This is a genomic window from Xylanibacter muris (assembly GCF_013166605.1).
GTDB classification, from domain to species: Bacteria; Bacteroidota; Bacteroidia; order Bacteroidales; family Bacteroidaceae; genus Prevotella; species Prevotella muris.
In genome coordinates this window covers 29,648-45,012 of record NZ_JABKKF010000004.1, presented here as the reverse complement: position 1 = coordinate 45,012, position 15,365 = coordinate 29,648, and the positions used below count along the sequence as shown (strand labels likewise).

The following is a 15,365-nucleotide window of genomic DNA, read 5'->3' as shown; positions in this document are numbered from 1 at the left end:
TGCTTCCACATACCCTTCCTTTCTCTCCATTTTCCTGTGTTTTCTCCCTACTGGTTTTTATACATACCTGTCCGAATGCTTTGGACTCCTATCCTTGTTACAACCTGTCAATCCTTTGTATGGGAGCAAATGTATTTGTCTGACAGGCCTGTTCGTATTTATATCCGAATATCATAAAACAATGTATTTATATCAAATATATATGCATTGAGGGGTTGTTTTATTTTTGGTAAATTATTAATTTTGCATCGCTTTTCATAAACGGCTAACCTTTTTATCATCTGTTTTTGACTTCTACTGTAGATTTATCATTAATGATGACCATAACTGGTCTTACTAAAAACAAAAATAATATTTTATGAAAAAACTATTTACTTTAGGGTTATTCCTGATTGCCGCATTAGGAATAAACGCAGCTGAACCCATTAAGTATTGGAATTTCACAAAGGGATTCAGCCAAGAGACGCTCGACAACCTTGCAGCTGATGCCGCATCTGGTGTGGGCTATTGGACTTCACAGACCAACTTCTTCGAGTCAAAGGCACGTACTGCCGGTGAGGCGAAGTGCAAGTTAAACGGTGAAGACTGGATTATTCCGGAGACAGCCGGTCTTGAGTTTGGCGCCAAATCCGCAAAGCACCTTTGTCTGCAGTATGAACATGCCACACTCGGTCCTCACGTATGGTTGAACGGTGGTAAGGCAGAAGACTGCGTTACCATAAAGGAAGTTCCCGCGGGAGAGAAGATGACCATAATCTACAGTTCTCACAAAGACACTGAAGCACGCGGCTTCAAGGTTTCTCCTGCTGGTGTTGCCGATGAGAATGGTGAGACAACATTCAAGACGATGGGTAAAGACACCGTTGTGCTTATCAACAACAACGATAAGGCGGTTGACGTGAAACTCACGGCAACAAGCGGTATGCACTATCACATTATTTGTGTGGGCGACATGCCGGAAGATGAGCCGACAGCCACACAGGTTGCGTTCCTCTATGACTCGGAGACGACAAATCCCGATGAGGATGTTATCACGACTGCAATTCTGAGCAACCTTCCCGAGAAGATAAGCAACGTTAAGATAGTTCCGATAAACATCAACGCAAGCAACACAGACCTGGCCAATGTAACTGTTGACTCTCTGGCGACATATAGCGTTGTTGTTCTCAGCGACCTTATTCCCGCAACCAATCCGTATGTAGGCACAATAAAGAGCGCGATAGCGTTTGTTCCTATGCTTAACTTCACTCCGGCTTTATATCCGACATGGGGCTACGGCAATGTGGTGGAAAGCACGTCAAAACGCGCACTTGTAGGAGAGGGCGCACGTGAAAATGATATGTTCAAGTCAGACGGTTTCTCTATCTTAGAGGATGGTTATCTCACAATGACGTATGAAGGCAACATAACAGGCTATACAGCCGAGCCGGGATCATATTTCTACAACGACTCCATTATTGCAAAGGTTGGCGATATCAATGTCTTCCATGCACACAATCTCGACCGTAATGCCTATATGATGATGGCTTATGCTCCAAATATAGATACGGACGAGAGTGTTACAAGTGTCGCTATTAACGCTATCGTGACGCTGAATGAAACAAAGGCCGCTGTTTCAAAGACAAACAAGCCGGCTATTACAGAGGAGTATCACCACAAGTATACCACTGTATCTATCAAGACTTCAACAAAGCGTTCAAAGATCTACTATACTCTCGATGGCAGCGAGCCTACAACAGAGAGCACACTCTATACAGAGCCTTTCGATCTTAAGGAAAGCCTCGTTGTGAAGGCACTTGCAATCGGTGACGGCTATTATGCGGCTGATGTTGTTGAGAAGACTATCGCCATCAATGAGCTTGCCGACGCTCCTTCTGTATCTTTGAGCAAAGAGAGCGGTAAGACAACCGTAACTCTTATCCCTGCAAACGAAGGCGATGTAATCAAGTATAACTATGTAGGAAGTGCCGACAGCATGCGTTGCTCAAATTATACAGAGCCTATCGTTCTTACAAAGCACGCCACAATCACATTCTTCACAGCCGAGGGCAACGGCAAGCTTCAGTCTGAGCCTGTTTCCCAGTTTGTTGATATAGACGATGAGGTGGTACGTATCGACATTGTTTCCCATTTCGATGCAAACAAGGATGACTGGTGTATTGACGGCAAGTCGCCTACATACTATGGAGGTTCTAAGAACGCATATAACTTCTACGATATAGACAATCCTGTAGGTGAGGATGAAGAAGGCAATATGATTTACAACCCGGCCTACAAGGCAACATATCATAACCCGGGTAAGGGATGGGCATATAAGACATACGGTCAGGCTGGTAACTGGCAGAACACTACTATCAGCCACAACCCTGCAGACTTCAACGCTTACAATCCTCAGACGGCAGAGGATGATGACGACCGTGCGACAAACTATCTCGTACAGTTCTCAAGTGTAGCTTCCGATGGTAATGGCAAGAGTGAGCCTATGTCTGCATGCCTGTATACAACAGAGGCTATACAGGGTCCTTTTGACGTTGTTGCCTTGCTTGGCGGATACAATAAGTCGGCAGCTCTATACGTTGCTACAGATACTATCGATGCAGACAAGGTTGATTCAGACAAGTGGCAGCTTATCGGTGACATGAGCACAGGTACAATCTCCGGTAAGGGTGATAACGGTAAGGACGGCAGCAGCCGTATATGGCGCAAGAACCTTCTTTCTTACGAAGGTACTGACAAGGTATTTGTGAAACTTGCCGCAAAAGGTTCTGGTGTGAACGTATTCGATATCATGATTCTCAACCATGGCGAAGAGTCTGAGAAGTACGTAACAGGCATCGAAGATGTTATGAATGGCAGCGAGGCTGCAGGCAACGTTGTACGTACAATGGTTTACAGTATCAACGGTACTCAGCTCAGCGGTACAGTCAAGGGTATAAACATCATCAAGGAAGTTTATGCCAACGGTGTTGTAAAGACAAGGAAAGTTGTTGTGAAATAACGTATATGTAAAATGAAATAATGTTTTCATGATTTATTGGAGAGGTTGTGCCGGAAAGCACAACCTCTCTTTTTATATGCAGATATCATTCGGGAATTGTAAGCGGGTAATGATTCTGTCATGCGGAGAATCCGATGCGTCTTGGCGTGGCTATTCTTATTTTTCTGTTGTCCGGCATGTTTTTCTCGGCTTCTTCTATGTCTGTCTTTTCAATGACACTGAACAGATTGCGGCAGTCACCGTTACGTGGCTTTGACATCACCCTTGCGGCCATGCTCTTCATTATACCATGGTCTATGAGGTTTATCACCCAGCGGCCGTTGCCGAAATATCTGTCACGTGTGGCACATGCTTTGTCCATCAGTTGCCGGAGTCCTGAAACGGCATCGGGTGTGAGCGTGAAGTTGCGTTCTGACAGGGTTCGGCATGCTATTTCCGTCAGCTCGTAGGAGGAGTAGTCATCGAAGTGGAGTTTGACTGGGAAACGGTCGTTAAGTCCGCTATTGGCTTTCAGGAGTTGTTCCATCTTGTCGTCATATCCGGCGAGTATCACAATCATGTCCGGTTCCGGTTCGGAAAGAACAGGGAGGAGCGTATTTATAACCTCGATACCGAAATCTTTTGTATTCTCCTCCGATTTTATAAGAGTGTATGCTTCATCGATAAACAACACTCCTCCGCGTGCTTTCTCTATCGCTTCAGTGGTGTTCTTTTCTGTCTGGCCGATAAATTCTCCTATGAGCTTAGAGCGGTTTGTCTCGATTGTATGTCCGATAGACAGCAGTCCCATTTCGTGATACATCTCACCGATGAGTTTTGCCACTGTGGTCTTGCCTGTGCCGGGATTGCCGAGGAAAATCATGTGATTGCGGTTTTCCCCGTTTTTATCAAGTCCGAGTTTTTTCCGTTCGTTCATGAACATTGCCATTGTGCAGGCTTCGTCAATTTCCCGTTTTACTCTTTCCAGGCCTATCATGGCTTTCAGGCGCTGTGCGGCAGACATGTCATCGGTTTCGATATCGGTGGAATGCTCTGTCGTTGGGTCTTGTGCTTCATTGCCGGTGTCATCTTCTGAATATCTGTCATCATCGTTATTGGAGATGTAGTCCTTTAAGGATTCGCATTCCTGTTTTATAAACTCATTAAGACGTCTTTCGAATTCATCGTCATCCATAGGGCTTTCGTCTTCGTTTGTTTTGCAGAAATTGTTTACTGTGTTCGGGTAATTGTATGCCGGAATAATGTCTGGCATTGATGTGGCGCGTTTTGCACCGGTGGTATTATTCTTCTTCATAAAAAACAATTGGGTTTTAAAATAAACATTAAGAGGGTGGTGATTGTATAGTCCCGTTATACGGGAGAGATGTGCCTTCTACATCGCAAAGCAATGTCCATACTCGTGGAAAATATGATAGTCACATTGCTTGTTTGGCTTACCGGAAATCCAACCGTTGGAAAAGACAGGTGTGGGTACAAAAATGTCAAAGAACGCAATAAACCATCGCTGCGTAATGCCGCGATAATGTAATGTCATGTGCATGCGGAACAGCCTGCGGATAAAATGCCGCAGTTTCTCCACGTTTTAGTGCCGTTGACCCATACGGGGCGGACCAGACATTACAAATCGGTTTGTTTGCATCTTTGACTTTTAATTGTCGGGCATAATGCCCTTTCTTTTTGCCATGACAATTATTGAATGAAACATAATCGTCTACTTGGCCTGTTGAAATGTTTGTTTATAAATTAATGTTATATGGCGTATGCCTTGAACAAAAGTGGCTGCAAAAATACATACTTTATTTTAAACTTCCAAATGTTTTTAAGGAAAAACAATTTTTGTATGACGTATCTTTTTTCATTATGGACATGTCTTTGGCATGTGTCAAGCGGTGAACGCCTATATAACAGACTCTTCAGAAAAACAACCACATATATATAATGCATATTAAGGGTTATTCATTGTGGTATGTTTTCCGCCTGACACGTGCCAAAGGCACGTCCCTACTCATGGGATGAAAGCAATGAATCCAATGTTTTCGATAGACCAAATGTGCAATGTCAAACTTGCTTTAATATTGACACGATGAGAAAAACGGATAAAATTCAATGAACTTTAAAAGTTATTAAAAGTTAATTCGGGGGGGGTAAATTATTAAAAGTTAAAAACTAATCTTAAACGATGATTATTTAAACAATATTAAAACCTTTTATTTACCTTTGTTCAAAATCACCTGATAATAAAAAACTACAATAATACATTATGCTGACAATCTTTGAACTGATAAAATTCTCTTTTGGCAGTTTTATTTGGGGATTGCTCATGGCCATTGTAATAATGGCTCTGTTCTTTGTGTTGTTAAGTGTCATTTGTTCGAATTCCCGTTTCTCTCCTCTCACATATATTGCATGCGGTGTGCTTGGACTGTTGATTACATCGCAGTGCATACTTATATGTGGTGGTTTCAAGGTGCTTGGCTATGTGGATGACATTCGTGTTGAAGTCACAGAACTTATAGATGCCGGTGTTGAGGCAGGCAGGAATGCCGGTGTGTCTCCCGAACAGATAGCCGGGCATATATCGGACGAATATCCTGTTATAAAAAGATTCGTGGATGTCGGTTCGCTTGATGCCGGCAGTCTGTCAGCCATGCCGCAGATTATTGCCGATAGCGTTAGTGAAGGCGTAAAGTCATATATGGTCCGCCGTGTATGGTGGATATTGGGCTTTATTGTTGTAGGTATGGCTGTTGCGGTAAAGACAACGGTACGACATCGTAGGCCTGTGATGCCAGGAACGGGTGTCGGTACAGGCAATATTCCGAGAATTTATGGAGGAAAGGGGCCGCGTATGCCGGGTTCTTCCCGCAGAAGACTGTAGTATCCTGTTCTTGGTGTGGTAGCCGGTACAGATGTGATTTTGTATTTTTGATAATAATATAATTAAGAAATGATATGGCAAACAAACCTTTCAGTAACGGCTATCATATTCTGGTAGGCTTAGGAGGAACGGGCGGAAAGATTCTCCGCGCGTTCAAGATGCGAATGTATGAGGAGTTTCCCACGCAGGAAGAACGCAGTAAATTTCCGGTGGCTCTTCTTTATGTGGACTCGACTGACGAGATGATGCCCAAGGACGGGCGTGCAAGAGCCGACTTTCGTGTGATGGGGCAGGACGCCTCGTTTACCAACAATGAGTTTCTTAACATCAAGGCTGTAGACACCAGCTATATTCTCGATCATATAGAAAGTTTTCCTACGGTCAAAGGTATAGTGAACAATGTGCAGGCTGTAAAATCAGCCATCGGTTCGCTCGGTCAGGCCGCCGGACAGAAGCGGCGTGCCGGCCGTCTGCTTTTTGCCGCCAACGCATCATCGTATGTCAATGCTTTGCGTAATGCATTCGCACGTTGCCGCGAAGCTTCGGAGGATGAAAGTCATGTATGCTTCCATATCTTTGCCGGACTCAGTGGTGGCACAGGTTCGGGATCCATCGTCGACGCCATTGTGCAGACACGAAAGACGTTCCCCGGCTCAAAGGTTCTTGTATATGCCATGATGCCGGAAATGAACCTGCCTAAGGCCGACATGGACCAGGGACGATACTATCCCAACGGCTATGCCGCGATGAACGAACTTAATGCCCTGCAGTCCGGACGCTGGTATCCGCAGGATGTTACAGGAGGCGGTGAGGCGCGTCTGCATAATGATCGGGTCAAGGGAGTGGCCGACGGACTTACCATATATAGTAACGTGAACGACAACGGTCTGTCCATAAACTCGTTCACAGAGCTGCCAAAGCTTGTGAGTGACTATGTGTTTGCCAGAATATTCCTCATCAACAGCGAGAATAAGGTGAACGAAGATATCATACGTGCCTATAACTTTGAGAACATGGACGATTTCTCATACGAGTTCAGCGAGGCGGAAAATACGGATGAGAGCGGACAGAAACCTGTGGCGAGGACAAAGAAAATAAATTCTTTCGGAATAAAGCGTATTGTGTATCCCGAGTTGCGTGTGCTGAAGCATATTACATATACCGTGGGAGAAAGCGTGCTCTACCAGTTTAAGTACAACAATTGGCGTGAGAGCCAGGGGTATGTGGATGAAGAGCGGAATATCGACTATGATGAAAAGTATCTCAAGGCGGAGCATCTTGCCGCATGGATGCTTGACGAGCCGCACCTTATGCTTGAAGAACGTGTGTTGAAAACAGATGAGGAGCATGAGAGTTTTGCAAATTACTGGAATCTGATGGCCCAGAACTATGCCGATCAGGCCAAGGAGGCGGACTGTCCGCTTACAGACCTCGACCGTCTGATGGGTAACCTTTTCGATGAGTTTTTCCGCGATAAAGGTGTAAAGGGGTATTATGAAGGCAAGGAGCGTGCGATTCCTGCATTGGCAAAAGAGATCAGGCATAATATAGAGTCGGGACTTTTTGATAAATGGAAGTTGGGAGATGTTTCGCTTCAGGAACTTCAGAGCCTTTCAAGGCGTCTACTCGAGCGTGTGGGTGCAATGCGCACAGACTATGAGAAGAACTCGGTTGCCGAGAAGAAAAACCATGAGGCATACATGCAGCTCTGCGAGGCCAATGTGTCGGAGTGGAGTCATCTTGGCATCCTTCAGCGAATGGTGAACGTGGGAGCGCGCCGCTATGCCGAGCATCAGGGCTACCTTGCAAACCTGTATGTGAGCAAGACGCGCCTTGTGGCTTTCGAGTTTGCAAAGAAACTGCTTGCAAAAGTGTTTGTGGAGCTTGGAAAGATGGATGCGGACATAGCGTCGTTTGCTCAGAAGGTCAACGATGCCATTGATGAGACAGAGCGTCTTGTAACGGCGCAGCGCAGAGTCAACAACGGTCTTGATAATCCCAAGGGAGCCATTGTTGAGGTATGTGAGGAAGAGGCTATGGATGAGTTTGAGGTAGGAATGAAGGTTGACAAGACCACAATGGGTGAAATGTCGCGTCAGCTGCGTGAGATGATTCTGCCTCCGTCCGAGTTTATCAGTTTCGGACGTCTTGCTGAGGAGTTGGACGTAGAAGCAATCATTGATGCGTTTGATGTGAAATTAGTGGAACTTGTCAAGAAGGCACATGAGAATATGACGAGCAACGAAAGCCGTGTGCTTGGGCTTGATATAATATCGCAACTACAGCAGAAGTTGCGTTCTGATGACGACATAAAGGAATTCGCATCGAAAATTGTAAAGTAGAGCGGTGTTTATCTGAAACTCAACGAATCGGAACTGAAGCAGTGTCTGCGTAACAATGAAGACTTGCTTAGCCCGACTAATCCGGCAAGTATAAATAAGAAGGTGATATTGGTGTCGATTCCTTCGCCCGACAAGAATGAAGGGCAGAAGAAGTTTGCCGACAAGCTTTACAATGCGATAAAGAACTCGTTTTCACAAGGCTCGGCTCTTACCGAGGTGACATTTAATACCGAGAGCCCGCGAAAGAATGAAATGTCCATTGTCACCATATCATATTGCTATCCGATGCGGTGCATAGACTGGATGAAGACTTACAAGGACAGGTATGAGCGGTTCCTGCATACGGGTAATCCAAACACGGATTTGGGTAACGCCATATTGTTGCATAGCGAGGGCGACGGGTGCGGTTTGCCGCCTTTGTTTGCCGTGGAAAATGCAGCGGCTGTAGCAGCGGAGAAAGCAAAGGTGGAGGAAGAGAAAAGAAAGGCGCAGGTTACGTCCGGGCAGGATGTAACGGGATTGGGACAAGGTGTGCAATTGCCACCGATCGGAAATGTGACGCCACCCCCGCCTCCCGGAGATGTCGTACTCCCTCCTCCTCCTCCGGTAGAGCCTGAGATACAGGTACGTCTGTTTATAGGAGGACAGCAGTATGGACCTTACGGACGGGACATTTGCAAGCAGCTTGTGGCCAACGGACAGCTGACTCCACGGACTTTGGTATGGATGGAAGGCATGCCGGCATGGACTCCGGCAGAACAGGTGCCGGCATTGCAGACACTGTTTGCACCGGCAACGCTGCAGATGCCTCCGTTGCCACCGGCAGGACCGGCTATGCCTCCGCTTCCACCGACAATGTAATGTGTAACTAAAGTAAGAAACATTCAATATTCATAAAAGAAATGGCAACGAAGATGAATAAGGGAGGAATTCAGTTCAGGTATGGTATATGCCTGAACCAGAATTGCTCTAAGGGAAAGACAAAGGAAGTACAAAAGGTTGATGCCCTTCACGAATTTATATGTGAGGAGTGTAAGAAGAAACTGTCGGACTGTCCGCCTCCGAAGTCGTTCATGCAGAAGCATGGCACGAAAATATATGCCGGTGTCGGAGCACTTCTGGTGGCCGGAGCCGTGGCAGGCTTTGTTCTTGGCGGAGGCGATTCTGAGGTAAAGCCTCCGGTTCAGGAACCGGAGACTGTCATAAAGGACAATCTTGACAAGGATACGGTAAAGCCTCAAGATAAGGATACCGTCGCGTTGAAGCCTGTTGACAACGGAAAAGGACTGTCAAAGGAAGATGATAAGGAAAATCCGAAGGACGGTGTTGGGACAAATGGCGGTAATGGACAAACCAAGCAGCCAAAGACACCGGGCGTTCAGAACGGTTACGGCACGGTGAACCTTGGATACGGTAAGTATACCGGTGACCTTAAAAACGGAAAGCCTCACGGACATGGCACCATCACATATACCAAGTCGCACAGGATTGTGGCCTCAAAGGATTTTGTCGCTTCTCCGGGCGATAAGTTTGAAGGTGACTTCCGTGACGGCCGTGTGTCAGGCGGCATGGGTTACTGGTATCATGACGGAGATGTCACCGGTGTCAAACCATGAGAGTCCTCACCGTTATAATATCATTTGCAATGGCGGCATACTCATTTGCCGCCACAGCTTTCTACACTTCGCGTCTTGAGAAGATAGCCCGCGCGGTGGGATTCGACATGTCTGTTGTCATGCCGCCGGGCATCGACACTACGGGTGTTGTCAGCCATGGCGGCCGGCCGCTCCGTGTGCGCACGAATGCAAACGGTGACGTGTCGCATATAGGTTATAAGATTTTTGACGACAGGGTTATCGGCTCATACGGCAGTACGGATGTGTTTGATTTCATAGAAAGGTATGTGCTTGAACTCGACCTTAAACTTGACGGCCGCTCCGCGGCTTTGAGGATGGACGTCGATAACGTGAAGATAGTGCGCGGTGACATGCAAATGTTGCGTAGCGTCACACCGCAGACTCCTTTTACAATCGAAGAGATAACAAGACGGATGTACCGGCTGAAATGGAATGTAGGACGGGAAGAACTTTGCCTGACATTTCCGGCAGATTGTCAGCTTATGCTTGGGGCCGATGTCCTGGAGCTGGAGAATATGCTTGAACGCGATGTGATGAGAATGAAGCCTTTGGAAAATGGTTGGAAACAGGCTTTAAACGGGAAGGAATTGTCTGCGGGCGACAATGTTATTATAGTGGATGGTGGAAAATATCTGAGCGAGCTTATACGGGGTGATATTTATCTTACGGTGAGGAACGGAGAGAAAGAACTGTATTGCGACAGGAAGAATCCTTCGCGCAGTGTGGGGAATATAATGCTTACAGGTCATTCTGTCAAAGAGTTGCCAATGAGACTTTCCATAGTCAAATATGGTGATGACACGGTGCTTTCCGGTGTTACTGTCAGGCAGTTTGTCGCGTTTTGCCGTGCTCAAGGCTGTAAACTGTATTTTGGAATAAAGAAAACGGATGGCCGTAGGCTGACAGGCACCTTGTTTGCCCTGAACGAAAGGATGGCCTATAATCATGTGTTGTCTGTGGACTTCCCGCTGGGCATTCTCAGCGGTGAGCGTGAAGAAGTGAAGGCTGTTGTTTATCCATATATACCGTTGCAGAACGTGACAGAGAGATTCTTTATTCAGGACATAGAATAAGCCGCAGGCCGTATACGGAGGCAGAACCGGTTCAGACCATGCCGAGGCGCAGCGTTTATTGAAAACACAGTTTAAAATAGATTGATATATGAGTACATTTAAAATTCTTGTTACCATAGTGGCGACACTCTTTTATGTTTGTGAGATAACGGCACAGACAGATGCTGAGACAAAGAAGGTTATCAGCAGTATAAAGAAAAGCAATCAGTATATCTATGCCGAGGCTACTGCCGCAACGGTCGATGAGGCGAAGGCTTTGGCAGAAGAGATGCTTCACGAAGAGATTAACAGCTATGTGGCTACAAAGAACAGGATGCGCGGTTCCAATATCGTGATAAACAACCGCAATTCGCTTTGGACGGCAATGGAGCTTCCACGGGGCAATATGTTCAGAAGCTTCTTATACGTCAGGAAAAGCGATATACAGGCTGTGAAGAATGTGGAGGTTATAGAGAACAAGGCGTCTGAGGTCGCTGAGGTAAAGCCGGCAACAGTGCGTCAGCTGTATCCCGAGGCAGTGGAAAGTGTGGCTGCATGTACCGAGTATGCGGATATGGCCGAGTTGGTGAAACGTCTTAAGGAAGAAGGAAAGATCGTGCATTATGGGCGATATGCCTCTTTGAGCAATCCTGAGATCTATTATCTTGCAATATACAACAAGGACGGACGTGTGGTGGCAGTTCTTACACCGGGTGACAACCGTGTGAACGTGAAGACCGGCAATGCCGACAGACTGACGAACTATAGCGGATGCGGAGCTATAGGGTTTAAGGTGAATAATTAATAATAATGTAATATTAATATATGAACAAGAGAATACTCTTTTTTATACAAATGACTTTATGCCTGTTGTGGGCGGGAATGGAAGAGGCAAGAGCTGTGGAGGTGACGCTTACCGTTGACGAGTTTACTGAGCGTCCCGCAGCCATAGATGCTGCCGCCCGTAATTTATCAAAGGTACTTACCGAGATAAACAGGGCCCAGAATGCCAAACAGGTGGTTTCGGTGAAGGATTTGAAGATGGATGACTTTTCTAAAAAGTCGTTGGCGCGTCTTTGGGCCGTGACACCGTTTTATTGCGATGACGAGGAGGTGGTGGAACGCTGCTGGGTGTTTGCCAACGGAACAATGATGGTGAGCCATATTCCGCTTATAATAACGCCCGAGGGTGAGACCTTCGGCATGGGCACATATCAGGAAGCAGTCGTGGAGTTCGACAGGAACGGTGGCATTACTGACTTCCGCTTTGCTCTTGACGCACAGACGGCAGAGAGCATGGAGCGTTGCGGCTCTGTGGTGGAAAAGGAAAAGCAGATGATAATTCTGAAAGAGATAGAGAAATTCCGCACCGCTTACAACATGAAAGACATCAGCACCATCGAGGCGATGTTCAGTGATGATGCCCTTATCATCACAGGTTCTGTGGTGCAGCGCCGTGAGCCCGGTGATGGAAACCGCTACGCGCCAAAGGTGAAATATACTAAGCAGAACAAGGAGCAATATATAGCAAACCTTCGCCGTGCGTTCCTGCGTAACAAGTGGATTGACGTCAAATTCAGCCAGATAGGTGAGAACGGTGAGGCAGGAGGGTGTGCCGGTATAACACGTTCGAACATCGATCCCACGAAATATGGCGTGCGCATGAGGCAGTCGTGGAAATCGAGCAACTACAGTGACGAGGGATATCTTTTCCTTCTTTGGGAGTTTCCCGAGGATGGCGGAACTCCAATCATTCACGTCCGTACATGGCAACCGGAATGGGTCGGAGGTCAGAGGCAACAGCCTGATGATGATATTTCCACACTTGGCGGTTTCGATCTTTAACCGTTTTTTTGTTTATTAACTGAAGGCAATATAAAAGGAACAGGTAATCCGTAGTATAATGTCAGTTTGATACATACGGGGCGGAATCCGAAGAAACAATAGGTACAAATGAAACGTATAAGAGTTATTTTTGCTTTGTTCGCTTTCTTGTCGGTGCAATTTGTTGCAGCGCAGTCGGAATATATGTCGTTCAGGGAACTGAAGGATATGAAGGATGATGTCGGGATTGTAAATCTCGATGGTGCCGGAGGCATCCGTATCCTGTCGAAGCGTGCGGATCTCATAGTGACAATCACTAATGCTAAAAATCCGCAGATAGCCCCTAAGGGAAAGAATGGAGACGGACTGTATGTATATGAGGTCGTTGTAGACCGTAAGGAGACAAAAAATCCCAAAGTGGAGATAAGCAAGCGCGGAGACATCGATAAGATAGATTTTGTGGCGAGCACCACGGCGGATTATTGGCGTACATATATCGTTGAGGATGTGGAAAAACCCATACGTATGGAAGACCAGACGACACCCAATGATGTCATAACAAATCAGGAACTGGCGGAGGTTGAGATAAACTCGCCGATAGCAGACCTGCAGATAAACTGTCCGAAAGGATTGGGAGCAACAGTGAAGACTTCAAGAAAAACCACCGACAAGAGCATAACCGTGACTTCTATTGTCTTTCCGGTAAAGCCTATTATGGATTTGAGAAAAGAGATAGAACGGTTGCAGGGAGAGCTTGATAAGCTTAACGACAGTATAAAGAAAGAATATGAGACCCCTACGCTTAATGACAGGCAGCGTGAAGACCTTCAGGTGGATTATGATAAAGTGAATAATGATTTGGACACAGCGAGAACAAGGTTTGCCGATATGACTAATATCGAGCTTTTCGCCACCGGTACCAACCGGTTGTCCATAGATGTCAGCGAGGCCCGTCCGCGCTCAAAGTTTGTGTGGGGAGTACTGTTGCGTGAGGTTATAGTAGAGAAGCATGTCACCGATTTTAATGCAAAGTTCAGCGAAGGGGCACGTCTGTACGGGTTGCGCGAATACGACAACGCACGTCGTAATTTTCTTGCGGCCAAGGCGGCCAAGGACGCTCCGGCAGAGCTTATGCCTTCTGTGTCACGCAACATTGCCGACTGTGACACCTGTCTTGTGTATGAGAACTATGCGAAGTTTTCGCTCAGCCGTATGAAGCAGATGAAGGCACAGGGTAGTGGCAGTCAGGCTGAAGTGATGAAATATGCTTCCGGTGCAATAGAGTTTCTGAAAGTGCTCAACAATTATAATCCCTGCGACTTTTATTCCGGCCGTATAGATGCGCTTGAGAAGATTGTGGAGGAAATGCCTCTTGATATGAAGTTTACCGTGACTAAATGGGTGAAGGACTTTTCCGGATTCTCCGAGAAGGGACGGTTGGCGAATGTGGAGTTGTGGGCCGACTATGGCAAAGACGAACCGGCATATAAGGGTTATCAGACCGACAAGCGTTTCCGTTCACTTATCAGTGAAGCCCCGGCGCGTTACAAGAAGCTTGGGACAACGGGGAATGACGGTGAACTGGAGCTGCATCTTGTGCGTAAGAATCTTCCTAAGGCGATATTCTTCCGTCCTGTGGGATATGGCAATGATATACAGATAATGTATATGGACGTGAAGGATATAATGAGCAAGTCGGAGGGAGAATATAACAAGCGGCAGTTCCGACTGAAAATGTATGTTTCGGGAAAATAGTCAAGTAGTCATTAAATAATAAAGAAAATGAGAAATCTAAACATCATCAAAGTCCTGTTTGTATTCTGTTTGTTAGGAACGGCGACAGGAGTTTCTGCCCAGGGATTCTTTAAGAAACTCACAAAAACAGTGGAGAATGCTTCAAAGGAGGTGGATAAGGCCACAAGGAAATTTGACAAGGCGCTGAAGTCAATAGATGCGGCAACGGATACCGCTGCTGTGAAAAAGCCGGATGCCGCCGCTTTGTCTGCGACAGGAGATTCTGTTGTTTCCGATTCTTTGAAAAAAAAGATAAAGTGGGAAGACATACCGGTGTATACGGCCAAGAAGGTTATGGTTGTAGATGGTAGCGGGAAGCCTGTTCTCAACGAAGACGGCACGGAGCAGTATCATGTGTTCCTCTTCGACCAGTTCGGCAATAAGAGAAGCAAGGAGGCGGTGGCTGCCCAGCAAAAGAAGTTGAACAAGGCCATAGGGCTGATAATTGCCAAGGTTGGTGGAGGAGCCTTGTTGGGAGGGCTTATCGGTAAGGGAGATGTCAAAAGCATTGCCACAGGAGCCGGAGCAGGCCTTCTGCTCAGTGCTGAAGATATTGAGATGGCATATAAGCAGAAGAAATCGTTGAAACAGCAGAAGAAGCTGTTGGAAAGCTATTCCGTAAACTTCACAGATGAGGGAAAACCTGTCGATGCGAAGGTGGATTTATCTAAAATAGACGGTTTGGATCTCAATCTTGACGATGGCAATGCCATGACAATGACTGCGGCTGACATCAAGAAAGAAGTTGAGAGCGAGGCATTCAACACGACCGATGACAGTGCATGGGATTTCTGATATAAAGAATAAAGTATGGGCATAGCCGGATATTTGGCTTTGCCC

General features: G+C 46.4%; 11 protein-coding genes. 10 read left to right on the top strand and 1 reads right to left on the bottom strand.

What is annotated here, in order from left to right; all coding sequences use genetic code 11:
- Positions 1–358 precede the first annotated feature (358 nt).
- Positions 359–2,998, top strand: a complete 2,640-nt coding sequence (locus HPS56_RS05560) for a chitobiase/beta-hexosaminidase C-terminal domain-containing protein (RefSeq protein WP_172275174.1) — start codon at positions 359–361, stop codon at positions 2,996–2,998.
- Between the two features lie 118 nt (positions 2,999–3,116).
- Here HPS56_RS05560 and HPS56_RS05555 read toward each other — a convergent pair whose 3' ends face one another.
- Positions 3,117–4,292: an AAA family ATPase gene (locus HPS56_RS05555; RefSeq protein ID WP_172275173.1), complete on the bottom strand. Its 1,176-nt coding sequence runs from the start codon at positions 4,290–4,292 to the stop codon at positions 3,117–3,119.
- Positions 4,293–5,258: 966 nt separating this feature from the next.
- On the opposite strand from HPS56_RS05555, the gene HPS56_RS05550 reads away from it, so the two are divergent.
- From HPS56_RS05550 to HPS56_RS05515, 9 genes are all read left to right on the top strand, one after another.
- A complete protein-coding gene (locus HPS56_RS05550; protein ID WP_172275172.1) occupies positions 5,259–5,876 on the top strand; it encodes a hypothetical protein in 618 nt (205 codons plus the stop codon).
- A 74-nt stretch (positions 5,877–5,950) separates the two neighbouring features.
- A complete protein-coding gene (locus HPS56_RS05545; RefSeq protein ID WP_253952397.1) occupies positions 5,951–8,218 on the top strand; it encodes a tubulin-like doman-containing protein in 2,268 nt (755 codons plus the stop codon).
- A gap of 111 nt (positions 8,219–8,329) precedes the next feature.
- Complete coding sequence (locus tag HPS56_RS13310; protein ID WP_289704537.1) at positions 8,330–9,079, top strand: DUF4339 domain-containing protein; 750 nt, start codon at positions 8,330–8,332, stop codon at positions 9,077–9,079.
- 41 nt (positions 9,080–9,120) lie between these two features.
- On the top strand, positions 9,121–9,834 hold the full coding sequence (locus HPS56_RS05540; protein ID WP_172275171.1) for an MORN repeat-containing protein: 714 nt from the start codon (positions 9,121–9,123) through the stop codon (positions 9,832–9,834).
- Positions 9,831–10,928, top strand: coding sequence for a hypothetical protein (locus HPS56_RS05535; RefSeq protein WP_172275170.1), 1,098 nt, complete (start codon positions 9,831–9,833; stop codon positions 10,926–10,928). The genes HPS56_RS05540 and HPS56_RS05535 overlap by 4 nt, the downstream gene beginning before the upstream one ends.
- Before the next feature lie 88 nt (positions 10,929–11,016).
- The gene (locus HPS56_RS05530) at positions 11,017–11,712 is read left to right on the top strand and encodes a hypothetical protein (protein WP_216655762.1); all 696 of its coding nucleotides are present in this window, start codon (positions 11,017–11,019) and stop codon (positions 11,710–11,712) included.
- Between the two features lie 20 nt (positions 11,713–11,732).
- A complete protein-coding gene (locus tag HPS56_RS05525; RefSeq protein WP_172275169.1) occupies positions 11,733–12,752 on the top strand; it encodes a hypothetical protein in 1,020 nt (339 codons plus the stop codon).
- A gap of 108 nt (positions 12,753–12,860) precedes the next feature.
- Positions 12,861–14,486, top strand: coding sequence for a hypothetical protein (locus HPS56_RS05520; protein WP_172275168.1), 1,626 nt, complete (start codon positions 12,861–12,863; stop codon positions 14,484–14,486).
- Positions 14,487–14,513: 27 nt separating this feature from the next.
- On the top strand, positions 14,514–15,320 hold the full coding sequence (locus tag HPS56_RS05515; RefSeq protein ID WP_172275167.1) for a hypothetical protein: 807 nt from the start codon (positions 14,514–14,516) through the stop codon (positions 15,318–15,320).
- Positions 15,321–15,365 lie beyond the last annotated feature (45 nt).